We start from the raw sequence: 22,029 nt of genomic DNA, 5'->3' as shown, positions 1-22,029 counted from the left end.
AGGCCGGCGCGCTCAAGGGCCTGGCGGGGCACCGGCACCGGGCGCGCTGGGCCGTGGGCGGCGTCGAGGCGCAGCTGCCGCTGTTCGACGCTTCGCCCCGCGAGGACGCCGTCACCCTGCCCGTGCCCACCGCCGGCGAAGACCTGCTGGCCGACTACGCCCGCCTGGGCCTGAGCCTGGGGCCGCACCCGCTGGCCCTGCTGCGCAGGCAGCTGGCCGCGCGCCGTTACCGCCGCTCGCGCGAACTGCGCGAACTGCCGCACGGCAGCCGCGTGCGCGCCGCCGGCCTGGTGACCATGCGCCAGCGCCCCGAAACCGCCAGCGGCACCACCTTCGTCACGCTCGAGGACGAGGACGGCATGGTGAACGTGGTGGTCTGGCGCGACCTGGGCGAACGCCAGCGGCGCGTGCTGCTCGAATCGCGGCTGCTGGGCGTGGAAGGCCGCTGGGAAACCGTGGACGGCGTGTACCACCTCATCGCCAACCGCCTGCACGACGAAAGCCCGCTGGTGGCCAGCCTGCACACGGCCTCGCGCGACTTCCGCTAACCGCCGCCGCGCGCCATCGGCTCCACCAGCGAAGCGCCCTGGTGCCGCGGGTTGCCCACCGCCGCCGACACCGGGTACACGGTCAGCGGCACTTCCGACGGCTGCAGCCAGGCCTGCGCGGCGTGTGCCGGGCCCTGCAGCCAGGGCAGCCAGCCTTCCTCGGGCAGCACCTGCGGCTGGCGGTCGTGCACGCGGCGCACTTCGCCCCGGGCCTCGGTGGTCACCACGGTATAGGTGGCGACCGTGCGGCCGTCGGCGTCGGTCCAGCGCGACCACAGCCCGGCGAACATCATCGGATTGTCGCCGGCCTTCGAGCGCAGGAAGTACGGCTGCTTGCGCGGGCCACCTTCATCCACCCATTCGTACCAGCCGGTCACCGGCACCAGGCAGCGCTGGCCGTGGCGCCAGGCGTCGCGGAAGGCCGGCTTTTCCGCCAGCGTCTCGGCGCGGGCGTTGATGGTGGAATAGGCGATCTTCGGGTCGCGCGCCCAGTGCGGCAGCAGCCCCCAGCGCATCGACTCCAGCCCCGGCCCGCCGGCACCGGCCACCACCACCGGGTTCACCAGGCTGGGCGCGATGTTGTAGTGCGCGAAACCCGCCAGCGGGTTGACCACGTGGTCCACGAACCCGGGCACGAGGTTGCCGGCATTGAAGGGGCCGAACAGGGCGTAGCGCGCGCACATGGCCCCCAGTCTAGCCCCGCCCACCCGGCCGCCGGTGGCGGCGGCCGGGTGGCATGGCATGGCAACCCGATTTCAGCCCCGCTCGGGATCGGGGTAGTCAGGTTTCAGGCCACAGGCCATGCTTGCCTCCTGGACGTAGCTCACCAGCACCCAGCGGCCTTCGATGCGCTGGTAAACCGTCGTGGTGTGGGTTCCCAGTTCGCAACTGTCGATCACCATCAGCGAACCTTCGGGTGCATCGAGGCCCGGCGCAGGATCGCCGCAGCCTACGACGACGCAGTCCTTGGTCGACGGCGGCGGCAGCACGGGCGCCCATGCGCCCGGTCCGGCCGGAATCGACTGGCACTGCCGCGTTTCAAGCGTCACCGAGAAGCTGGTTGGCCGCGCCGGAAGCCGCTTGGGCTCGATTCCCCTGGCATGGCGGGGGCTGCCCCCAAGCTCGACGTCAAGCCGGGCCAACACGGCATCGAAATCGGCATCGGCCCGGGTATAGAGCTTGTGGCTGGTTTCCGAAGTGCACCGCTCGAGGGGCGTGGCGCGCACCGGTTCCCGTGCATCCGCCGGCACCGAAAGCCCCGCCATCAGCGCCAGCAACACGCCGGCGACCACACATTGCCGCTTGTCCATCGTTCTTCCTCCTTGGTCCGGAATCGGACGAACCAAGGATCGCCAGCTGCGATCGACCGCGCCGTAGGAAAAGAACCACTCCTGCCGTCACCCGATTGCGTGAGCCACGTCGCCGAAGAGAAAAATTCCCGCTGCCCGGAGGCAACCCGCGCCGCAATACTCGGACAGCGGAATCACTCCGCAGTGGACCGGTTGCCTTCATGGGGATGGCCCGGGCCAACGACCAACAAAACAGGGGAAACAATGAACACCAAACACCTCTTCGCCGCGGCGCTCGCCGCGGTGGTCGCCTCGGGCTGCGCCAGCAATTCCAAGGACATCTCGACCCAGTACGTCAGCCCGCTGCAGTACAAGGACTACGAGTGCGACAGCCTGGCGATGGAAATGTCGCGCGTCTCGCGCCGTGTCGGCGAGCTGCAGGCGTCCATCGACAAGAACGCCAAGCAGGACAAGGTGGCGACGGGCGTGGGCCTGGTTCTGTTCTGGCCGGCGCTGTTCTTCATCGACGGCGACACCCCGGAGGCGGCCGAATACGCGCGCCTGAAGGGTGAGTTCGAGGCCATGCAGACCGCGGCCAGCCAGAAGCAGTGCTCCATCGACGTCCAGCAAGGCTGAGGCCGGGACCAACGCCAGAAAAAGAAAAACCCGCCGCGAGGCGGGTTCTTCCATTCTGGTGCCGGAAACAGGAGTCGAACCTGCGACCTACGCATTACGAATGCGCCGCTCTACCAACTGAGCTATTCCGGCGGAAGGCGGGAATTCTAGGCGGCGGGGCCGCCCGGGTCAATTTACGAGGCTGATGCGCAGTTCCCTGGGCAGGGCGAACACCACGTTTTCCGGCTCGCCCTCCAGGTGGTCCACCCCGGTGGCGCCCAGCTCGCGCAGGCGCTCCACCACGCCCTGCACCAGCACTTCCGGGGCCGAGGCGCCCGCGGTCACGCCCACCCGGGCCGCGCCGGCCACCCAGGCCGGGTCGATGCACTCGGCGCCGTCGATCAGGAAGGCGCGGGCGCCCTGCTTTTCGGCCAGTTCGCGCAGGCGGTTGGAGTTGGAGCTGTTCACCGAGCCCACCACCAGCACCACCTCGCACTTGCCGGCCAGGATGCGCACGGCGTCCTGGCGGTTCTGGGTGGCGTAGCAGATGTCGTCGTGCTTCGGGCCCTGGATGGCGGGGAAGCGCGCCTGCAGGGCGGCGATGATCTCGCGGGTGTCGTCCACCGACAGCGTGGTCTGGGTGGTGTAGGCCAGGTTGTCGGGCTGGGTGGGCTGCAGCGTGGCAACGCCTGCGACGTCCTCGACGAGGTGAATGCGGTTGTCGCCGTGCTCGCGGCGCCACTGGCCCATGGTGCCCTCCACTTCCGGGTGGCCGGCGTGGCCGATCAGCACCACGTCGCGGCCGGCGCGGCAGTGGCGCGCCACCTCGATGTGCACCTTGGTCACCAGCGGGCAGGTGGCGTCGAACACCTTCAGGCCGCGGCGCTCGGCTTCGGCGCGAACGGCCTGCGACACGCCGTGGGCGCTGAAGATGACCGTGGCGCCGGCCGGCACCTCGTCGAGTTCCTCGACGAACACCGCGCCGCGCTGGCGCAGGTCGTCAACGACGAAGCGGTTGTGCACCACCTCGTGGCGCACGTAGATGGGCGCGCCCAGCGATTCGATGGCGCGCTTGACGATTTCGATGGCGCGGTCGACGCCGGCGCAGAAACCGCGGGGATTGGCGAGCAGGACGTCCATGGCGCGATTATCCGCCCTTTCCGGGCGCCGGCGGCGCCTTGAAGCTGAACAGCACGAGCAGCACCGCGCCCACCACGATGGCCGAATCGGCCACGTTGAAGGCCGGCCAGTGGTGCCGGCCCACGTACCAGTCGACGAAATCCACCACGTAGCCGAAACGGATGCGGTCGATCACGTTGCCCACCGCGCCGGCCACCACCAGGGCGAACGGCAGCGCGGTGCGCCAGTCGCCGCGCGGCGTGCGCGCGAGCCAGACGCTCAACCCCAGGCTGATCAAGATGGCCAGGCCGGTGAAGAACCAGCGCTGCCAGCCGCCCGCATCGGACAGGAAGCTGAAGGCGGCGCCGTAGTTGTGCACCAGCGTCCAGTTCCAGAATCCGTCGATGAAGGGCACCGGCTTGAGGTACTCCAGCGAGGCCAGGGCGACCGCCTTGGTCCACTGGTCGATGGCGACCAGCAGGGCCGACAGGCCCAGCCAGGCCAGCGCGTTCGGGCGCGGGCCGGCCATCAGAACCACCGGCGGGTTTCGCCCGCGCCGTTGACGTTCTCGACGCAGCGGCCACACAGCTCCGGGTCGCCGGCATGGCTGCCGACGTCGGCGCGGTAGTGCCAGCAGCGCACGCACTTGCCGTGGCCGGTGGACACGGCATGCACCCACGGGCCGGCGCCCTCGCCTTCCGCAGCGGGGCGGCCGGCGACCGGCTTGAGGTCGAAGCGCGAGGTAATGAAGAAGAAGCGCAGCTCGTCGGCTACCGGGGCGAAACGCGCCAGGGTGGCTTCGTCGGCATACACGTCCACCTCGGCCTCGAGCGACGCGCCGATGGCGCCGTTGGCGCGCATCGGCTCGAGCACCTTGCTCACCGCCTCGCGCAGCTCGAGCAGGCGGTCGAAATCGGCCGCCGACAGCGCCGCGCCGGCCGGCATCGGCGCCAGGCCGTCGTACCAGGTGGTGAACAGCACGTGGCCTTCGCGCTGGCCGGGCAGGTGCTGCCAGATTTCATCGGCGGTGAAGCTCAGCACCGGCGCCACCCAGCGCACGAAGGCCTCGGCGATGCGGAACATGGCGCTCTGCGCCGAACGCCGGCCGTGGCTGTCCACCGGCATGGTGTACAGGCGGTCCTTGGTGACGTCCAGGTACACCGCGCCCAGGTCGTTGGTGCAGAAATTCTGCACCGCGGCCACCACGGCGGCGAAGTCGTAGGCGGCGTAGGCGGCCTGGATGCGGCCCTGCAGTTCGTGGGCGCGGTGCACGGCCCACTGGTCGAGCAGCAGCAGCCGGTCGTTGGGCAGCAGGTGCGTGGCCGGGTCGAAACCGTGCAGGTTGCCCAGCAGGAAGCGCGCGGTGTTGCGGATGCGGCGGTAGCCATCGGCGGTGCGCTTGAGGATGTCGTCGGACACCGACATCTCGTTGCGGTAGTCGGTGGACGCCACCCACAAGCGAAGCACGTCGGCGCCCAGCGCGTCGTTCACCTTCTGCGGGTCCACCACGTTGCCGATGGACTTGGACATCTTGCGGCCCTGGGCGTCCACGGTGAAGCCGTGGGTGAGCACCGCCTTGTAGGGCGCCGCGCGGTCCATGGCCACGCCGGTGAGCAGCGAGCTCTGGAACCAGCCGCGGTGCTGGTCGGAACCTTCGAGGTAGAGGTCGGCCGGCTTGCCCAGGCCTTCGGCCGCGCGCGCCGCCAGCACCGCCTCGTGGGTGACGCCGGAATCGAACCAGACGTCGAGGATGTCGGTGACCTTGTCGTAGTCGGCCGCCTCGGCGCCCAGCAGTTCGGCGGCGTCGAGTGCGTACCAGGCGTCGGCGCCCTGCTGCGCCACGCGCTCGGCCACGGCGCGCATCAGTTCCACCGAACGCGGGTGCGGCTCGCCGCTGACCTTGTGGATGAACAGCGCGATCGGCACGCCCCAGGTGCGCTGGCGGCTGATGCACCAGTCCGGGCGGCCCTCGACCATGCCGGCGATGCACGCCTGGCCCCAGTCGGGCACGAACTGCACTTGCCTGATCGCGGCCAGCGCGTCGCTGCGCAGGCCCTTCTGTTCCATCGAGATGAACCACTGCGGCGTGGCGCGGAACGCGACCGGCGACTTGTGGCGCCAGCAGTGCGGGTAGCTGTGCTCGAGCTTGCCGGCCGCCAGCAGCACCCCGCGCGCGCGCAGCAGCTCGACGATCGAATCGTTCGCCTTCCAGATGAACTGGCCCTCGACCAGCGGCGTGCCCGGCAGGTACACGCCGTTGCCGCCGACCGGGTTGAGTTCGGGCGTCTTGTACTTCTCGAGCAGGCCGTACTTCACGCCGACCTGGTAGTCCTCCTGGCCGTGGCCGGGCGCCGTGTGCACCGCGCCGGTGCCGGCGTCGGTGGTGACGTGCTCGCCCAGGATGACCGGGATGCGGCGCTCGTAGAACGGATGACGCAGTTCGAAGCCCTCGAGCGTGGCGCCGGCGGCGCGGCCCAGCACCACCGGCGTTTCGATGCCATAACGCTTGAGCGCAGTCTCGTGAAGCGCCTCGGCCAGCACCAGCAGCACGCGCTTGCCCTCGCGCGCCGGGCCTTCGACCAGCACGTAGTCCACTTCCGGGCCCAGCGTGACGGCCAGCGAGGCCGGAAGCGTCCACGGCGTGGTGGTCCAGATCGGCACCGCCACGATGGCGTCGCCCGCCTGCACGCCGAACTTCGCCGCCAGCGCGGCGGGTTCGAACGCGTCGTAGGCCACGTCGATCTGCGGCGAGACCTTGTCGGCGTATTCGATCTCGGCCTCGGCCAGCGCCGAACCGCAGTCGAAGCACCAGTGCACCGGCTTCACGCCGCGGCTCAGGTGCCCGTTCTCGATGATGCGGGCGAGCGCGCGCAGCATGTCCGCCTCGAAGGCGAAGTCCATGGTGCGGTAGGGATGCTCCCAGTCGCCCAGCACGCCCAGGCGCTGGAAATCCTTGGACTGGCCGGCGATCTGCTCGGCGGCGTATTCGCGGCACTTGGCGCGGAAGGCGGCGGCGTCGAGCTTGTCGCCGACCTTGCCGAACTTCTTCTCCACCACCAGCTCGATCGGCAGGCCGTGGCAGTCCCAGCCCGGCACGTAGGGCGCGTCGAAGCCCGACAGCAGCTTCGACTTCACCACCAGGTCCTTGAGCACCTTGTTCACGGCGTGGCCGATGTGGATCGAACCGTTCGCGTACGGCGGGCCGTCGTGCAGCACGAAGCGCGGACGGCCCTTGGCCTTCTCGCGCACCTGCGCGTACAGCCCGCGCTGCTGCCAGCCGGCCAGCATGCCCGGCTCGCGCTTGGGCAGGTCGCCGCGCATCGGGAACGCCGTCTCCGGCAGGCTGATGGTGTGCTTGTAATCCTTGCCGCCGTTCTCGCTCACGCCGTCACTCCGCGTTCTTCCTTGTCTTGGCGCAAGGCGCGCCGGGCCTGCTCGGCGTCCCGGTCCATCTGTCGGACCAGGGCGGGCAGGTCGTCGAACTTCTCCTCGTCGCGCAGCTTGGCGACGAACTCCACTTCGATGCGGCGGCCATACAGGTCGCCGTCGAAATCAAACACATGCGCCTCGAGCAAGGGCTCGACGCCCTGCACCGTCGGCCGCGTGCCCAGGCTGGCCACGCCGGCGCGCGGCTGCGGGCCGATGCCATGCACCCAGATGGCGAAAATGCCACCCAACGCGGCGCGCTTGCCGGCCAGCCGCAGGTTCGCCGTAGGGTAGCCGAGCTGGCGGCCGAGCTGCTTGCCGCGCACGACCTTTCCGCCAATGGCATAGCGACGGCCCAGCGCCAGGGCCGCGGCGTCCAGGTTGCCGGCGGCCAGGTGCGCGCGCACCGCGCTGGCGGACACGCGGCCGTCGGCGTCGACCACCGGCTCGATTTCGCCGGCCTGGAAGCCATGACCCTCGCCCAGCGCCTGCAGCAGCGCCAGGTCGCCCTTGCGGCCATGGCCGAAGCGGAAACCCGGGCCCACCCAGACTTCGCGCGCCGACAGCCGCTGCACGAGCACGCGCTCGACGAACGCTTCCGCGCTCATCGCGGTCATGGCGGCGTTGAAGCGCAGCAGGCCCACCAGGTCCATGCCCAGGGCGCGCAGGCCTTCGAACTTGGCGCGCGGCAACAGCAGGCGCGCCGGCGGATCGGCCGGGGCGAAGAATTCGCGCGGCAGCGGCTCGAAGCTCAGCGCCACGGCAGCCAGGCCCCGGGCGCGCGCACGCGCCCGCACGTGGCCGACCAGGGCCTGGTGCCCCCGGTGGAGGCCGTCGAAGGCACCGATGCAAACCACGCTGCCCTGCGGGCAATCCTGGTTGCCCGCCACGTCCCGGAACAGCTTGCTCATGCCGAAATTATAGCCGGCAGCGCTCACCCGCCGCGCAGGTCGCGCGGGCGCCAGCCGGTGGCCAGCAGCACCAGGCCGTAGGCGCCGGCACCCGCGGCCACCACGCCCAGCAACAGCAGCCAGCGGGCCACGCCGCCCCAGGCGCGCCAGTCACCCACGGCGCCGGCCGCCAGCAGCACCGCGGCCGCCAGCGCCACGCTGGCCAGCCCGATCCTCATCAGGTGCCGTCCCCAGCCCGGGGAAAGCGTGAAGCCGGCGTCCCGGCGCAGGTAGCGCCACAGCAGCCCGGCATTGGCCAGGCCCGCCAGGCCCGTGGCCAGCGCGATGCCGGCATGGGCCCCGGGCACGGCGCCCAGCCACAGCGGCGTGGTGATGGCGGCCGTCAGGCCCACGTTGATGAAGACCGTGGCCACCGCGGCGCGCATCGGGGTCTTCGTGTCCTGGCGGGCGTAGAAAGCCGAAAGCAGCACCTTGCTGGCCATGAAGCCGGGGATGCCCAGGCTCATGGCCATCAGGCTGAGCGAGGTCATGCGGCTGTCGGCGGCGACGAACTCACCGCGCTCGAAGATGACCACCGCCAGCGGCTCGGCCAGCAGCGCCAGGCCCAGCGCGGCCGGCACCGCCAGCAGCAGCACCGTGCGCAGGCCCCAGTCGAGCGCGGCGGCGTAGCCCGTGGTGTCGGCGTCGGCGTGGCGGCGCGCCAGGTGCGGCAGGATCACCGTGCCCAGCGCCACGCCGAACATGCCCAGCGGGAACTCGACCAGGCGGTCTGAGTAGTACAGCCAGCTCTGGCTGCCATCCACCAGCAGCGAGGCGAACATGGTGCCCACGATCAGGTTGAGCTGCGCCACCGAGGACGAAAACAGCGTCGGGAGCATCATCCGGCCTACCCGGCGCACGCCCTCATGCCGCAGGTTGAGCCGCAGGCGCGGGCGCAGGCCCAGGCGGCCCATCGCCGGCCACAGCAGCACCAGCTGCAGGGCGCCGGCGGCCAGCACGCCCCAGGCCAGGGCCTTCACCGGCACTTCCAGGAAAGGCGCCAGGCCGTACATGGCGGCGATGACGGCCAGGTTGTGCAGCACCGGCGTCACGGCCGGCAGGGCGAAGCGCTGGAAGCTGTTGAGCACCGCGCCCGACAGCGCCGTCATCGACACCAGGGCCAGGTAGGGGAAGACGATGCGCAGCATGTCGGCGGTGAGGCCGAACTTCTCCGGGTCGTCCAGGCTGCCTGGGGCGATCAGGGCCACCACCAGCGGCGCCGCCAGCATGCCCAGGCCGCTGACCACCAGCACGGTGGCGCACAGGGCGCCGGCCACGTGGTCGAGGAAGTCCTTGAGCGCCTTCTCGTCGCCTTTCTGGCGCAGTTCCGACAGCACCGGCACGAAGGCCGAGGCGAACGAGCCCTCGGCGAAGATGCGGCGCAGGTAGTTCGGGATGCGGTAGGCCACCGCGAAGGCGTCGACGATGCCGCCGGCGCCGAAGAAGCTGGCCTGCACCACGTCGCGCACGAAGCCGGCGATGCGGGAGAGCAGGGTCATGGCGCTGAACACCGCCGTGGACCGCAGCAGGCCGCCCCGCGCCTTGCCCTGGCCGGCCCCGCTCATGCCCCCACCCCCGGGGTGGCAAGGGGGATTTGACTCAAGCCACTGAATCCCCCATAATTTCGGGTCTTTCCAGCACCACCCCCGAATCCCGGCCGGGAATTCGCACCCCGGCCCTCGTCCAACGATTTCAGGAGCCCTCCGTGGCCAACATCAAGTCCGCCAAGAAGCGCGCCAAGCAGACCGTCGTCCGCAACGCCCGCAATGCCAGCCAGCGTTCCATGCTGCGCACCGCCGTGAAGAAGGTCCTCAAGGCCCTGGAAGCCAAGGACGCCGCCGGCGCCGAGGCCGCCTTCGCGACCGCCCAGCCGATCCTGGACCGCTACTCGGCCCGCGGCCTGATCCACAAGAACAAGGCTGCCCGCCACAAGAGCCGCATCACGGCCCACATCAAGGCCCTGAAGCAGGCCTGATCCGGCGGCGCCCCCGGGCGCCCCGCCGATCGGCGAAAGAAGGCCGGCGCAAGCCGGCCTTTTTGCTGCCCGGGATTTGCCGACGGCGGCCGGCAGGCGCGCGAACGCGACGACCGGCTCAGGCATTGCGGCTCATCTCCGCGCGCGCGGCGGCGTCCTGCGCCGCCTCCAGGGCCGCGGCCTTCTGGTCGTCGAAGAACTGCTGCACCTTCAGGACCACCGGCCAGGTGCCCTCGCGGCCGATGGCCGACACCAGGAACCAGGGCTCCTTCCAGTCCAGCGCCTCCACCACGGCGCGGGCGCGCGCCTGGCGTTCGTCCTCGGGCAGCAGGTCGGCCTTGTTCATCACCAGCCAGCGGGGCTTCTCCAGCATGGCCGGGTCGTGCTTGCGCAGCTCGGCCTCGATGGCGCGCACCTGCTGCACCGGGTCCACCTGCTCGTCGAACGGGGCCAGGTCCACCAGGTGCAGCAGCAGGCGGGTGCGCTGCACGTGGCGCAGGAACTGCGCGCCCAGGCCGGCGCCGTCGGCGGCACCCTCGATCAGGCCCGGGATGTCGGCGATCACGAAGCTGCGGTCGGTTTCGACGCTGACCACGCCCAGGTTCGGGTACAGGGTGGTGAACGGGTAATCGGCCACCTTCGGCGTGGCCGCCGAAACGGCGCGGATGAAGGTGGACTTGCCGGCGTTCGGGAAGCCGAGCAGGCCGACGTCGGCCAGGAGCTTCAGCTCGAGGCGGATCTCGCGCTCCTCGCCGGGCGTGCCCTGCCCGGCCTTGCGCGGCGCGCGGTTCACCGAGCTCTTGAAGTGCACGTTGCCCTTGCCGCCGACGCCGCCCTGGGCCACCAGCAGGCGCTCGCCGTGGCGGGTCAGGTCGCCGATGATCTCGTCGGTCTCGACGTTGATGACCTCGGTGCCGACCGGCACGCGGATCACCACGTCCTCGCCGGCCTTGCCGAACATCTGCCGGCCCATGCCGTTCTGGCCGCGCTGGGCGCGGTACTGGCGCTGGTGGCGGAAGTCGATGAGCGTGTTGAGGTTTTCGTCGGCCTGCAGCCAGACGCTGCCGCCGTTGCCGCCGTCGCCGCCGTCCGGCCCGCCGAGCGGGATGAACTTCTCGCGCCGGAAGCTGATGCAGCCGTTGCCGCCGCTGCCGGCACTGACCAGGATCTGGGCTTCATCAACGAATTTCACAGGGCACTTCCCAGGCGGGGCGCTTCGGCCATCCGCCACGATTGTGGGCCGTCCGCGCCGCGCCGTGAAGGGCGGGCCGCGCAGGGCCGGTGTCAGAAACGAAAAGCCCCGCCGAAGCGGGGCCCTTCAGGCGGAACCAGGCGGGGATCAGGCCGCCGGGACCACGCTCACGGTGCGACGCTTCTTCGGACCCTTGACCGAGAAATCCACCACGCCGTCCACGAGGGCGAACAGGGTGTGGTCACGGCCGAGGCCGACGCCGGCGCCCGGATGGAACTCGGTGCCGCGCTGGCGCACGATGATGTTGCCGGCCTCGATGGCCTGGCCGCCGTACATCTTGACGCCCAGGTACTTCGGGTTCGAGTCGCGGCCGTTGCGGGACGAGCCTACGCCTTTTTTCTGTGCCATGACGTTGTCTCCTCTGGCTTAGCCGGCGATGCCGGTGATTTCGATTTCGGTGAAGTACTGCCGGTGGCCCATCTGCTTGCGATGGTGCTTGCGGCGACGGAACTTGACGATGCGGACCTTGTCGAGGCGGCCGTGCGACTTGACGGTCGCGGTGACCTTGGCGCCGTCCACGGTCGGCGCGCCGACCTTGACCTTGTCGCCGTCGCCGAGCATCAGGACCTTGTCGATCTCGAAGCTCTTGCCTTCCTCGAGGTCGATCTTCTCGACCTTCAGGGTCTCGCCCTGCATCACGCGGTACTGCTTACCGCCGGTGACAATGACTGCATACATGACCGGGATTCCTCTGTAGTTATTTTGGACAAACCTGCCCGCGGTCAACGGGACAGAAGCGGAATTCTAGGTCAAAAACCCCTTTTGCGTCAAACCCTTCGAACCCGGTTCATTTCCCGGCCACCCCTCCCCGCCCCCTGGGGAGCCAGCGCCGGGAAATGAGCCTGGCCCGTTCGCCAACCCCCTGATCAGGCAGGGGTTTTGGCTCCTCCACCCGGAGGTCACGGCCGCGCCCGCGCGCCCTGCTAGACTGCCCGGTTCCCGTTCCCGACTGCCCCACAAGGACCCGCTTCCGGCGCATGGATACGATCCGCATCCGCGGTGCCCGCACCCACAACCTGAAGAACATCGACCTGGACCTGCCCCGGGACCGGCTGATCGTCATCACCGGCCTGTCGGGCTCCGGCAAGTCCTCGCTGGCCTTCGACACCATCTACGCCGAGGGCCAGCGCCGCTACGTCGAGTCCTTGTCGGCCTACGCCCGGCAGTTCCTGAGCGTGATGGAAAAGCCGGACGTGGACCACATCGAGGGCCTGTCGCCGGCCATCTCGATCGAGCAGAAGTCCACCTCGCACAACCCGCGCTCCACGGTCGGCACGATCACCGAGATCTACGACTACCTGCGCCTGTTGTTCGCCCGCGTCGGCACCCCGCGCTGCCCCGACCACCACTACCCGCTCGAGGCCCAGACCGTCGGCCAGATGGTGGACCAGGTGTTGGCCCTGCCCGAAGACCGCCGCTACATGCTGCTGGCCCCGGTGGTGCGCGAGCGCAAGGGGGAACACGCCCAGGTGTTCGACCAGCTGCGCGCCCAGGGCTTCGTGCGCGTGCGGGTGAACGGCGTGCTGCACGAGCTCGACGCGGTGCCGGCCCTGGCCCTGCGCCAGAAGCACACGATCGAGGCGGTGATCGACCGCTTCAAGCCCCGCGCCGACCTCAAGCAGCGCCTGGCCGAAAGCTTCGAGACCGCGCTCAAGCTCGGCGACGGCCTGGCCCAGGTGCAGGACCTCGACGACCCGGCCGCGCCGCCGCTGCTGTTCTCCTCGAAGTTCAGCTGCCCGGTCTGCGACTACGCCCTGCCCGAGCTCGAGCCGCGCCTGTTCTCGTTCAACTCGCCGGTGGGCGCCTGCCCGTCCTGCGACGGCCTGGGCATCACCCAGTTCTTCGACCCCTCGCGCGTGGTCGTGCACCCCGAGCTCAGCCTCGCGGCGGGCGCGGTGCGCGGCTGGGACCGCCGCAACGCCTACTACTTCCAGCTGATCGCCTCGCTGGCCAAGCACTACGGCTTCGACCCCGACACGGCCTGGGAGGAGCTTTCCGAGCCAGTGCGGCAAGCCGTGCTCTACGGCAGCGGCGAGGAGGTGATCACCTTCACCTACCTCACCGAATCCGGCGGCCGCACCCAGCGCAAGCACAAGTTCGAGGGCATCGTGCCCAACCTCGAACGCCGCTACCGGGAAACCGAGTCGCAGGTGGTGAAGGAGGAGCTGGCCAAGTTCATCTCCGACCGCCCCTGCCCCGACTGCGGCGGCGCGCGCCTGAACCGCTCGGCCCGCAACGTGTTCGTGGCCGACCGCAACCTGTCGCAGCTGACCAAGCTGCCGGTGGACGAGTCGCTGGAGTTCTTCTCGCACCTGAGCCTGGCCGGCTGGCGCGGCGAAATCGCCGCCAAGATCGTCAAGGAAATCCACGACCGCCTGCGTTTCCTGGTGGACGTGGGCCTCGACTACCTCACGCTCGAGCGCAAGGCCGACAGCTTGTCCGGTGGCGAAGCCCAGCGCATCCGCCTGGCCAGCCAGATCGGCGCCGGCCTGGTGGGCGTGATGTACGTGCTCGACGAACCCTCCATCGGCCTGCACCAGCGGGACAACGAGCGCCTGCTCGGCACCCTCACCCGCCTGCGCGACCTGGGCAACACCGTGATCGTGGTCGAGCACGACGAGGACGCCATCCGCCTGGCCGACCACATCGTCGACATCGGCCCCGGCGCCGGCGTGCACGGCGGCGAGGTGATCGCCCAGGGCAGCTACGCCGACATCCTGAAGGCGCCGCGTTCGCTCACCGGCGCCTACCTGTCGGGCAAGCGCCGTATCGAAATCCCCAAGCAGCGCCACAAGCCCAACCCGAAGATGATGCTGGAGCTGCGCGGCGCCAGCGGCAACAACCTCAAGGACGTGGACCTGTCGATCCCGGCCGGGCTGTTCACCTGCATCACCGGCGTTTCCGGCTCGGGCAAGTCCACGCTAATCAACGACACGCTCTACCATCTGGCCGCGAACGAGCTCAATGGCGCCTCGCACACCCCGGCGCCGCACCGCGAGGTGCAGGGCATGGAACTGTTCGACAAGGTCGTGGACATCGACCAGAGCCCGATCGGCCGCACGCCGCGCTCGAACCCGGCCACCTACACCGGCCTGTTCACGCCGCTGCGCGAATTGTTCGCGCAGGTGCCCGAGGCGCGCGCCCGCGGTTATTCGCCGGGCCGCTTCAGTTTCAACGTGCGTGGCGGCCGCTGCGAGGCCTGCCAGGGCGACGGCCTGATCAAGGTCGAGATGCACTTCCTGCCCGACGTGTACGTGCCCTGCGACGTCTGCCACGGCAAGCGCTACAACCGCGAGACGCTGGAGATCCTCTACAAGGGCTACTCCATCCACGACGTGCTGGAAATGACGGTCGAGGACGCGCTGCGCCTGTTCGAGCCGGTGCCCACCCTGGCGCGCAAGCTCGAGACCCTGATGGACGTGGGCCTGAGCTACATCAAGCTCGGCCAGTCGGCCACCACGCTATCGGGCGGCGAGGCCCAGCGCGTGAAGCTGTCGAAGGAGCTCAGCCGCCGCGACACCGGCCGCACGCTCTACATCCTCGACGAGCCCACCACCGGCCTGCACTTCCACGACATCGAGCACCTGCTGGCCGTGCTGCACAAGCTGCGTGACGATGGCAACACCATCGTGGTGATCGAGCACAACCTGGACGTGATCAAGACCGCCGACTGGGTCATCGACCTCGGCCCCGAGGGCGGCCACCGCGGCGGCATGATCATCGCCCAGGGCACGCCCGAGGAATTGGCGGCGACGCCGGGTTCGCACACCGGCCGTTTCCTCGCCAAGCTGCTGGAAGGCGCGGCGCCGCGCAAGGCCGCCAACAGGAAGAAGAGCGCATGACCCGCGTCGTCTTCGAAACCGTGCTCGAAGTTCGCTGGCGCGACCTCGACGCCTTCAACCACGTCAACAACGCCAGCTACCTCGGCTACATCGAGGAGGCGCGCGTGCGCTGGTTCAAGTCGCTCAGCCACGACTGGGCCGGCGAAACCGCGGCGCCGATCATGGCGGCGGTGGCGGTGAACTACCGCCGGCCCATCAACTGGCCGGAAACCGTGCGGGTGGAACTGTTCGCCGAGCGCATCGGCGGCAAGAGCCTGACGCTGGGCCACCGCATCCTGGCGGCCGGCGACGAGGCCACGCTCTATTGCGACGGCCACACCGTGCTGGTGTGGGTGGACCGCGGCGGCCAGTCGGTGCCGCTGCCGGAAAACGTGCGGGCCGCCTGCGCCTAGGGCGCGGCGCGGCGCACCGGGAATTCGGCGAACACGCGGCGGCCGTCGGCCAGCACCAGCCGCACGCGCGCCACGTCGCCGTCGGCCAGCGGCCGCAGCGGGCGCATCAGCATCAGGTGCAGGCCGCCCGGCTCGAAACGCAGTTCGCCGCCCGGCGGAACCTCCAGCTTGCCCGCGGGGCGCATGCGGCTCACGCCGCCCTCTTCCACCGTGCGGTGGATCATCGGCATGCCGAAATCCAGGCTCTCGACGTCCACCACGGTGACCGGCGCATCGCAGCCATTGCGCAGCACCAGGTAACCGGCCAGCGACTTCGCGCCGGGCGGCGCCGAGCGCACCCAGGGCTTGTCGATGGTGGGCGCGCAGGCCGTCGCCGCGGACGCGGCTGAAGCCAGCGCGAACAGGAAAGACCCCAGCAAAAGGCGCGATGCGTTCATGGGCCTATAGTAGTCCCACGACCGTACAGGAGCCATGAATGAACCGTTCCCTGCTTGCCCTGGCCATCGCCGGCGCCGTCGCCTCCCCCGCCCTCGCCGCCGCGCCGAAGCTCACCGTCTACAGCGGCGATTTCGACGCCGTCTCCCGCGGCGCCGGCCAGCCCGGCGGCCCGGGTTTCGCGCTGTACGACACCCGCATCGAATTCGACCTGCAGCCGGGCGACAACCGCGTGCAGCGCGGCGGCCTGCCGGCGGCGCTGGACGCCAGCTCGGTCCGCCTGCAGCCGGCCGGCGACGCCACCGTGCGCGGCCAGCGCTTCGATTTCGCCCTGGCCGACCAGGACGAACTGCTGCGCCGCGCGATCGGCCAGCAGGTCAGCGTGGAACAGGCGCTCGGCCCGGGCCGCGAAACCTACACCGGCACCCTGCTTTCGGCCGGCAACGGACTCACGCTGAAGCTCGCCGACGGCCGGGTGAAGGTGCTTTCGAACTACGCCAGCTTCGAACTGCCGCGCCTGCCCGAGGGCGTGGCCAGCGAACCGACCCTGTCCTGGACCCTGGCCGCGCCGCGCGCCGGCAAGCAGGCCTTCGACTTGTCCTTCGCCACCGCCGGCCTGGCCTGGCGCGCCGAATACCAGGCCACGCTGTCGGGCCAGGGCCAGGCCTGCCGCATGACGCTCGACGGCGCCGCGATGGTGGCCAACCGCTCGGGCACCGACTTCGACGGCGTCGCGCTCACGCTGGTCGCGGGTGAACCCAACCGCGTGTCGGGCGGCGGTTACGGCGTTCCCATGGCCGCGAAGTCGGAGCGCGCCGTGATGATGGTGGCCGACGCCGCCCCGGCGCCGCAGGCCTCGGGCGAATACCACGCCTACCGCCTGCCCGGCACCGGCGACCTGCCGCAGGGCAGCGTGCAGCGGCTGCCGCTGGTGGACACCGCCAAGGGCATCGCCTGCGAGCGCCGCTATGAAACGCGCTCGCCGATGGGCAGCTGGCAGCCCCCGCAGCCGATCATCGACGCCAACTTCAACACCCAGGCCGGCCAGCAGCCGGTGGTGGCCAGCCTGCGCTTCGCCAACCGCAAGGCCAGCGGCCTGGGCATCCCGCTGCCGGCCGGGCGCATGCGCCTGTTCGACGGCGCCGATTTCCTGGGCGAGGCGGCGCTGGGCCACACCGCCGCCGACACCGAGGTGGCGCTCGAGACCGGCACCGTGTTCGACCTCTCGGCCGAGCGCAGGCACGAGGACTTCCAGCTCGACCGCGCCGGCCGCCAGATGACCGAAACCGTGGTCATCACCGTGCGCAACGCCAAGGCCGGCGCCGCCACGGTGCGCGTGCAGGAAGTGCTGCCGCGCTGGACCGATTGGGAAATCACCGCCAGCAGCGTACCGGCGCGCAAGCTCGATGCGCAGTCGGTGGCCTTCGACCTGCCCGTGCCCGCGGGCGGTGAAGCGGACGTGCGCTACACGGTGCGCTATCGTTGGGCCCCCGACGTCCGGATCGATTGAGGCCCGCCATGCTTGAATTCCACCGCCACGGCGACATCCACGAGATCCGGCTGGCCCGGCCGCCGGTCAACGCGCTCACGCCCGAACTGCTGTCGGCGCTGCGCACCGCGGTGCAGGAAGCGCCCGCCGCGGGCGCACGCGCGATCGTGCTGTCGGGTGGAGCCAAGGTGTTTTCGGCCGGCATGGACGTGCCGCACCTGATGGGCCTGGACCCGGCGGGCCTCAAGGCCGGCTGGGCCTCGCTGTTCGCGGCGGGGCGCGCCATCGCGTCCTCGCCGGTGCCGGTGGTGGCCGCCATCGGCGGGCACAGCCCGGCGGGCGGCTGCGTGCTGGCGCTGTGCTGCGACTACCGCATCATGGCGCGCGGCCCCTTCCGCATCGGCCTGAACGAGGTGCAGGTCGGCCTGGTCGCGCCCGACGCCATCCAGCACCTGATGCGCCGCGTCGTCGGCCCCTACCGCGCCGAGCGCCTGCTGGTCGAAGGCGCGCTGGTGGAAGCCGAGCAGGCGCACGCGATCGGCCTGGTGGACGAACTCACCGACGGCGAGCACGTGGTCAAGCGCGCCACCGTATGGCTCGAGGAGCTCCTCAAACTGCCCTCGGCCTCGATGCTGGCCACCCGCCGCATCGCCCGCGCCGACCTCGTCGCCGCGCTCGAATCCTTCCGCGACGACGACCTCGACGCTTTCCTGGGCGAATGGAATTCCCCCGGCACGCAGGCGGCCCTGAAGGCCCTGGTCGCCCGGCTCGGGAAATGAGCCTGCGCGCTTCGCCCGCGCCGGCCCTGCTGGCGCTGGCCTTCCTCCTGCTCGTGGCCTGCACCCGGCCGCTGCCCGCGGCCTACGCCGACTACGCCGGCCACTGGCGCGGCGAAGGCGTGCTGCTGGTGATCGCGCCCAACGGCCACGCCGACTACGAGCGCGTGCGCGAAGGCAGGCGCACTTCGATCGAAGGCCCCGTGCACGGGTTCAGCGCCGAGGGCTTCAAGATCGGCCTCGGGCCGCTGAGCGCCAGCTTCGAGGTGCAGGTGCCGCCGCATCTCGCCGGTGGCCGCTGGCGCATGACCGTGGACGGCGTCGAATTGACGCGCGTCGAGATCCTGCCGGTCGAAGCCGAACGCGAAACGCTGCGGCTGTGATCAGGCGCCGGTGGCGACCGGGCGCGACCGGTCGCTGACCCATCCACTCCACGAGGGCGCGTAGATGCGCGCCCCCGGCAGCCCGGCGTGGGCCATGGCCAGCAGGTTGTGGCAGGCCGTCACGCCCGAGCCGCAGCTCAGCACCACGTCCTGTGGGCGGCGGCCGCGCAACAGGGTTTCGAACTGGCCCTTCAGCACGGCGGGCGGCAGCATCCGCCCCTGCGCGAGGTTGCCGGAATAAGGGCGATTGAGCGCACCGGGGATGTGGCCGGCGACCGGATCGAGCGGCTCGACTTCGCCACGGAAGCGTTCCGGCGCACGCGCATCGAGCAGCCAGCCCGACGGTTCGTCCAGCCGCGCCAGCACCTCGTCGGTGCCCACGACCTGCGCCGCGTCGAAGCGGCGCGGGTAAGGCGCCACGGCGGCGGGCGCCGGCGAGGCATCCAGCGGCAAGCCCAGCGCCTGCCAGGCCGCCACGCCACCGTCGAGCACCGCCACGCGCTCGTGGCCGCAGAGCTTGAGCAGCCACCACAGGCGCGCCGCCGCGAGTGCACCATCGGCGGCGTCGTAGGCCACCACCTGCACCTCCGGGGTGATGCCCAGGCGGCCCAGCAGCGCCTGGAACGCCGCCGGGTCCGGCAACGGATGCCGGCCCAGCGAGGCGGGTCCGGCGAGGTCGGACAGGTCGCGGTCGAGATGGGCGAAACCGGCCCCCGGCAGGTGCGCGGCGGCATGGGCGCGTTCGCCGGCGGCGGGGTCGGCCAGCACGTGGCGGCAGTCCACGAGCACCAGGCCGGGCTGGCCCAGCGCCGAGGCCAGGGCTTCCGGCGAAACCAGGGTCGTCCAGTTCATGGCACCTGCTCCAGGCGGTGGCGGAAGTTGACCAGCATCGCGGCGGTGGCGCCCCAGATGCGGTGGCCGCCGTAGCGGAATTCCAGCACGTGCCGGCGGCGGCCCTGGAAGTCCACTTCCAGCGAGTGCACGTTGCCGGGATCGAGCAGGAAACCCAGCGGCACCTCGAAGGCCTCGGCCACTTCGCCCGGGTCGGGCACGGGCACGAAACCACCGGCCACCGAGGCCACCACGGGGAACACGTGGAAACCGGTGATGGTGACGAAGGGATCGAGGTATCCCAGCGGCGACGACAGCGCGGCGGCCAGGCCCACTTCCTCCTGCGCCTCGCGCAGCGCGGCGGCGACCGGGTCGGCGTCGTCGGCTTCGATGCGGCCGCCGGGGAAGGCGATCTGGCCGGCATGGTGGCGCAGCGCTTCGGTGCGTCGGGTCAGCAGCACCTGGGGGCCACCCGCGCGCTCCACCAGCGCCACCAGCACGGCGGCGGGGCGCAACGGCTGCCCGGGGGGCAACAGGTCGTGCAGTTCGGCATGGTTCCAGCCAGGCCCCTCAGGGGGGCGGGCCAGCGGGTGCAGTGCGCGGGGGAGCCGTTCGAACGGGTCGAACGCGGGGCTCACACGCGGAGCGCCTCGCGGCGCGGCAGCTCCACTTCCATCACGTGCAGGCGCTCGTCGTCGTTCATCTGCGACCAGCGGGCGATTTCGGCGACGCTGCGATGGCAGCCTTCGCAAAAACCGGACGGGTCGAGCGAACAGACGCCGATGCAGGGGCTGAGCACGGCGCGGAAGCTGGAGGAGACGGACATGACGTCGGAAACGACGAGGCCGCGCCGGTGCCGGCGCGGCCTCGTGGAGTCTTACTGGACCGCGACGAGCTTGATGTCGAACACCAGCGCCTGGCCCGGGCCGACCGGCGAACGCGGGTCGTTGCCGAAAGCCTTGTCGGACGGCAGGAACACTTCCCAGCGCGAACCGGCCGGCATCAGGGCAAGCACTTCCTGCACGCCGCGGATCGGGAACTCGCCGACCTTGAAGCTGGCCGGGGTGGGGTTCTGCTGGGCGTAGGTGTTGGCGAACTCTTGGCCGGTGGAGACCGAGCCGCGGTAGTGCATCTGCACCGTGCTGGCGGCGGTCGGCTTGGCGCCGGTGCCGGTCTCGATCACGCGGTACTGGATGCCGCTGGGCAGGGTGGTGATGCCCGGCTTGCTGCGGTTGGCGGCCAGGAAGGCGTCGGACTTGGCCTTGTTCTCGTTGGCCACGCGCTCGAACTCGGCGCGGGCCTGGGCGACCATGCGCTGCTGCAGGCCGGCCAGCTGGCCGTCCATCTGGTCCTGCGAATGGGCCGGGGCGCGCTTGGCGTAACCGTCCTGCAGGGCCTTGATCACGGCATTGATGTCGACGTCGACCTTCTGGTCGGCGAGGTCCTTGCCGAGGTCGTAGCCGATGGCATAACTCAGCACCGGCTTGTTGGCCGGGGGCGGCGCAGGCTGGTTGGCAGGCGGGGCGGACTGGGCCAGGGCAACGCCGGCGCTCAGACCAAAGGCCGCCAGGCAGGCAGCCAACAGACGCAACTTCATCAGGAAATCTCCAGTTGTGGACGGGGACGCTGTGGGCCCCCAGACGCCGCGTTAGGATAGCCCCCGCAGGCCTGAACCGCCACTGACATCGGACGGCTCGAAACCGATGACCGCGGGCGCGGCCACAAGTTCCCCCTTCCCCGGAGTTTTCCCATGACTTTCGCCAACTTGCTGGTCGAAGACCGCGGCGCCGTCCGTCGCATCACGCTGAACCGGCCGGACAAGCTAAACGCGCTCAACCACGCCACGCTGACCGAGCTGCATGCCGCCTTCGAGGCCGCCGGGCGCGACCCGGGCGTGCGCGTGGTGGTGCTGACCGGCGCCGGCCCCAAGGCCTTCGTGGCCGGCGCCGACATCGCCGAGATGAACGGGCTGAGCCCGGCCCAGGCCCGCGACTTCTCGGCCCACGGCCAGGCACTGATGACCCGCATCGAGCGCCTGGGCAAGCCGGTCATCGCCATGGTGAACGGGTTCGCGCTGGGCGGTGGCCTGGAACTGGCCATGGCCTGCCACCTGCGCATCGCGGCCGACACCGCCAAGGTCGGCCAGCCCGAGATCAACCTGGGCCTGGTGCCGGGTTTCGGCGGCACCCAGCGGCTGCTGCGCCTGGCGGGCCGCCCGGCGGCGCTGGAACTGTGCCTGATGGGCGCGCCCATCGACGCCGCCCGCGCGGCCCAGCTCGGCATCCTGAGCCGCGTGGTGCCGGCCGATTCGCTCGAGGCCGAAGTGGAGGCCGTCGCCAACCAGCTGGCCGCCGCCGCGCCGCTGGCCCTGCGCGGCATCCTCGACGCCATCCTGCTCGGCGGCGAGGCCCCGCTCGACAGCGGCCTGGACTACGAGACCCAGGTGTTCGCGGTCACGTTCTCGACCGAGGACATGAAGGAAGGCACCAGCGCCTTCCTGGCCCGCCGCAAGCCGCAGTTCTCTGGCCGCTGAGCGCGCCCGCGCCGGCCGTGCGCCTGCATCGTTTCCACGGCGGCCTGGCCCTGCCGGGCCACAAGGCCGAATCCACCGCCGGCGGCCTGCGCGCCTGCCCGGCGCCGGCGCTGCTGCGCGTGCCGATGCTCCAGCACGCCGGCGAAGCCGCCGAGCCCTGCGTGGCGGCCGGCG

The 22,029-nt window shown here is 70.7% G+C and carries 22 protein-coding genes, 1 tRNA gene and 2 pseudogenes; 10 read left to right on the top strand and 15 right to left on the bottom strand.

What is annotated here, in order from left to right:
• Nucleotides 1-548, top strand: a 548-nt coding sequence (locus tag N790_RS11975; protein ID WP_043804467.1) for an OB-fold nucleic acid binding domain-containing protein, incomplete at its 5' end; no start/stop codon positions are given.
• Here the strand turns inward: N790_RS11975 and N790_RS11970 are convergent.
• Together N790_RS11970 and N790_RS11965 are read right to left on the bottom strand one after the other, a co-directional pair.
• A complete protein-coding gene (locus N790_RS11970) occupies nt 545-1,231 on the bottom strand; it encodes an SOS response-associated peptidase (RefSeq protein ID WP_043804465.1) in 687 nt (228 codons plus the stop codon). The genes N790_RS11975 and N790_RS11970 overlap by 4 nt on opposite strands.
• Nucleotides 1,232-1,303: 72 nt before the next feature.
• Complete coding sequence (locus N790_RS11965; protein ID WP_043804463.1) at nt 1,304-1,858, bottom strand: hypothetical protein; 555 nt, start codon at nt 1,856-1,858, stop codon at nt 1,304-1,306.
• A 243-nt stretch (nt 1,859-2,101) separates the two neighbouring features.
• Here N790_RS11965 and N790_RS11960 point away from each other — a divergent pair, with 243 nt between their 5' ends.
• Nucleotides 2,102-2,473: a hypothetical protein gene (locus tag N790_RS11960; protein ID WP_043804460.1), complete on the top strand. Its 372-nt coding sequence runs from the start codon at nt 2,102-2,104 to the stop codon at nt 2,471-2,473.
• A 56-nt stretch (nt 2,474-2,529) separates the two neighbouring features.
• Here N790_RS11960 and N790_RS11955 read toward each other — a convergent pair.
• The 6 genes from N790_RS11955 to murJ form a co-directional block, all read right to left on the bottom strand.
• A tRNA-Thr gene (locus N790_RS11955) sits at nt 2,530-2,605 on the bottom strand.
• A 36-nt stretch (nt 2,606-2,641) separates the two neighbouring features.
• Nucleotides 2,642-3,592: a 4-hydroxy-3-methylbut-2-enyl diphosphate reductase gene (gene ispH, locus N790_RS11950; RefSeq protein WP_043804458.1), complete on the bottom strand. Its 951-nt coding sequence runs from the start codon at nt 3,590-3,592 to the stop codon at nt 2,642-2,644.
• A gap of 7 nt (nt 3,593-3,599) precedes the next feature.
• Nucleotides 3,600-4,100, bottom strand: coding sequence for a signal peptidase II (lspA, locus tag N790_RS11945; RefSeq protein WP_052385909.1), 501 nt, complete (start codon nt 4,098-4,100; stop codon nt 3,600-3,602).
• Nucleotides 4,100-6,892: an isoleucine--tRNA ligase gene (ileS, locus tag N790_RS11940; protein WP_052385910.1), complete on the bottom strand. Its 2,793-nt coding sequence runs from the start codon at nt 6,890-6,892 to the stop codon at nt 4,100-4,102. Before ileS ends, lspA begins: the two co-directional genes overlap by 1 nt.
• 59 nt (nt 6,893-6,951) lie before the next feature.
• On the bottom strand, nt 6,952-7,908 hold the full coding sequence (locus tag N790_RS11935) for a bifunctional riboflavin kinase/FAD synthetase (protein WP_043804453.1): 957 nt from the start codon (nt 7,906-7,908) through the stop codon (nt 6,952-6,954).
• Between the two features lie 23 nt (nt 7,909-7,931).
• A complete protein-coding gene (murJ, locus tag N790_RS11930; RefSeq protein WP_043804451.1) occupies nt 7,932-9,512 on the bottom strand; it encodes a murein biosynthesis integral membrane protein MurJ in 1,581 nt (526 codons plus the stop codon).
• Between the two features lie 140 nt (nt 9,513-9,652).
• Here murJ and rpsT point away from each other — a divergent pair, with 140 nt between their 5' ends.
• On the top strand, nt 9,653-9,922 hold the full coding sequence (rpsT, locus tag N790_RS11925; RefSeq protein ID WP_043804448.1) for a 30S ribosomal protein S20: 270 nt from the start codon (nt 9,653-9,655) through the stop codon (nt 9,920-9,922).
• A 118-nt stretch (nt 9,923-10,040) separates the two neighbouring features.
• Here rpsT and cgtA read toward each other — a convergent pair whose 3' ends face one another.
• The 3 genes from cgtA to rplU all read right to left on the bottom strand — a co-directional run bounded on the left by cgtA (nt 10,041) and on the right by rplU (nt 11,852).
• The gene (cgtA, locus tag N790_RS11920) at nt 10,041-11,114 is read right to left on the bottom strand and encodes an Obg family GTPase CgtA (RefSeq protein WP_043804446.1); all 1,074 of its coding nucleotides are present in this window, start codon (nt 11,112-11,114) and stop codon (nt 10,041-10,043) included.
• Between the two features lie 147 nt (nt 11,115-11,261).
• Entirely contained in the window at nt 11,262-11,522 is a 261-nt protein-coding gene (gene rpmA / locus N790_RS11915) for a 50S ribosomal protein L27 (RefSeq protein WP_043804443.1), read from the bottom strand.
• Nucleotides 11,523-11,540: 18 nt separating this feature from the next.
• Nucleotides 11,541-11,852, bottom strand: a complete 312-nt coding sequence (rplU, locus tag N790_RS11910) for a 50S ribosomal protein L21 (protein WP_043804441.1) — start codon at nt 11,850-11,852, stop codon at nt 11,541-11,543.
• A gap of 299 nt (nt 11,853-12,151) precedes the next feature.
• On the opposite strand from rplU, the pseudogene uvrA reads away from it, so the two are divergent.
• Together uvrA and N790_RS11900 are read left to right on the top strand one after the other, a co-directional pair.
• Nucleotides 12,152-14,986, top strand: a pseudogene (uvrA, locus tag N790_RS11905) (excinuclease ABC subunit UvrA); the annotation flags it as partial.
• A gap of 26 nt (nt 14,987-15,012) precedes the next feature.
• Nucleotides 15,013-15,408, top strand: a complete 396-nt coding sequence (locus N790_RS11900; protein WP_043804439.1) for an acyl-CoA thioesterase — start codon at nt 15,013-15,015, stop codon at nt 15,406-15,408.
• Here N790_RS11900 and N790_RS11895 read toward each other — a convergent pair.
• Nucleotides 15,405-15,845, bottom strand: coding sequence for a copper chaperone PCu(A)C (locus N790_RS11895; protein ID WP_043804436.1), 441 nt, complete (start codon nt 15,843-15,845; stop codon nt 15,405-15,407). The two genes, N790_RS11900 and N790_RS11895, sit on opposite strands and share 4 nt — an antisense overlap.
• A 38-nt stretch (nt 15,846-15,883) precedes the next feature.
• On the opposite strand from N790_RS11895, the gene N790_RS11890 reads away from it, so the two are divergent.
• The 3 genes from N790_RS11890 to N790_RS11880 are packed head-to-tail and all read left to right on the top strand — an operon-like array spanning nt 15,884 to nt 18,491.
• Entirely contained in the window at nt 15,884-17,353 is a 1,470-nt protein-coding gene (locus tag N790_RS11890; RefSeq protein ID WP_043804432.1) for a DUF4139 domain-containing protein, read from the top strand.
• An 8-nt stretch (nt 17,354-17,361) separates the two neighbouring features.
• Nucleotides 17,362-18,111: an enoyl-CoA hydratase/isomerase family protein gene (locus N790_RS11885; protein ID WP_043804430.1), complete on the top strand. Its 750-nt coding sequence runs from the start codon at nt 17,362-17,364 to the stop codon at nt 18,109-18,111.
• The gene (locus N790_RS11880; protein WP_052385908.1) at nt 18,108-18,491 is read left to right on the top strand and encodes a hypothetical protein; all 384 of its coding nucleotides are present in this window, start codon (nt 18,108-18,110) and stop codon (nt 18,489-18,491) included. Before N790_RS11885 ends, N790_RS11880 begins: the two co-directional genes overlap by 4 nt.
• Here N790_RS11880 and N790_RS11875 read toward each other — a convergent pair whose 3' ends face one another.
• The 3 genes and pseudogenes from N790_RS11875 to N790_RS11860 form a co-directional block, all read right to left on the bottom strand.
• On the bottom strand, nt 18,492-19,343 hold the full coding sequence (locus N790_RS11875) for a sulfurtransferase (protein WP_043804428.1): 852 nt from the start codon (nt 19,341-19,343) through the stop codon (nt 18,492-18,494).
• A pseudogene (locus tag N790_RS11870) lies at nt 19,340-20,148 on the bottom strand (NUDIX hydrolase). Before N790_RS11870 ends, N790_RS11875 begins: the two are co-directional and overlap by 4 nt.
• A gap of 51 nt (nt 20,149-20,199) precedes the next feature.
• Nucleotides 20,200-20,919 (bottom strand): FKBP-type peptidyl-prolyl cis-trans isomerase N-terminal domain-containing protein, encoded by a 720-nt coding sequence (locus N790_RS11860; protein ID WP_043804425.1) that lies wholly within the window; start codon nt 20,917-20,919, stop codon nt 20,200-20,202.
• Between the two features lie 153 nt (nt 20,920-21,072).
• On the opposite strand from N790_RS11860, the gene N790_RS11855 reads away from it, so the two are divergent.
• Nucleotides 21,073-21,855 carry an enoyl-CoA hydratase/isomerase family protein gene (locus N790_RS11855; RefSeq protein WP_043804424.1) on the top strand — a complete coding sequence of 261 codons (783 nt, stop codon included), beginning with the start codon at nt 21,073-21,075 and terminating at the stop codon, nt 21,853-21,855.
• 17 nt (nt 21,856-21,872) lie between these two features.
• Nucleotides 21,873-22,029, top strand: a 157-nt coding sequence (locus tag N790_RS16890) for a hypothetical protein (RefSeq protein WP_169742184.1), incomplete at its 3' end; no start/stop codon positions are given.

It is taken from the genome of Arenimonas malthae CC-JY-1 (assembly GCF_000747075.1).
GTDB classification, from domain to species: Bacteria; Pseudomonadota; Gammaproteobacteria; order Xanthomonadales; family Xanthomonadaceae; genus Arenimonas; species Arenimonas malthae.
Note: the sequence above shows the minus strand (reverse complement) of the source record. Positions and strands in the feature narration are given on the sequence as shown.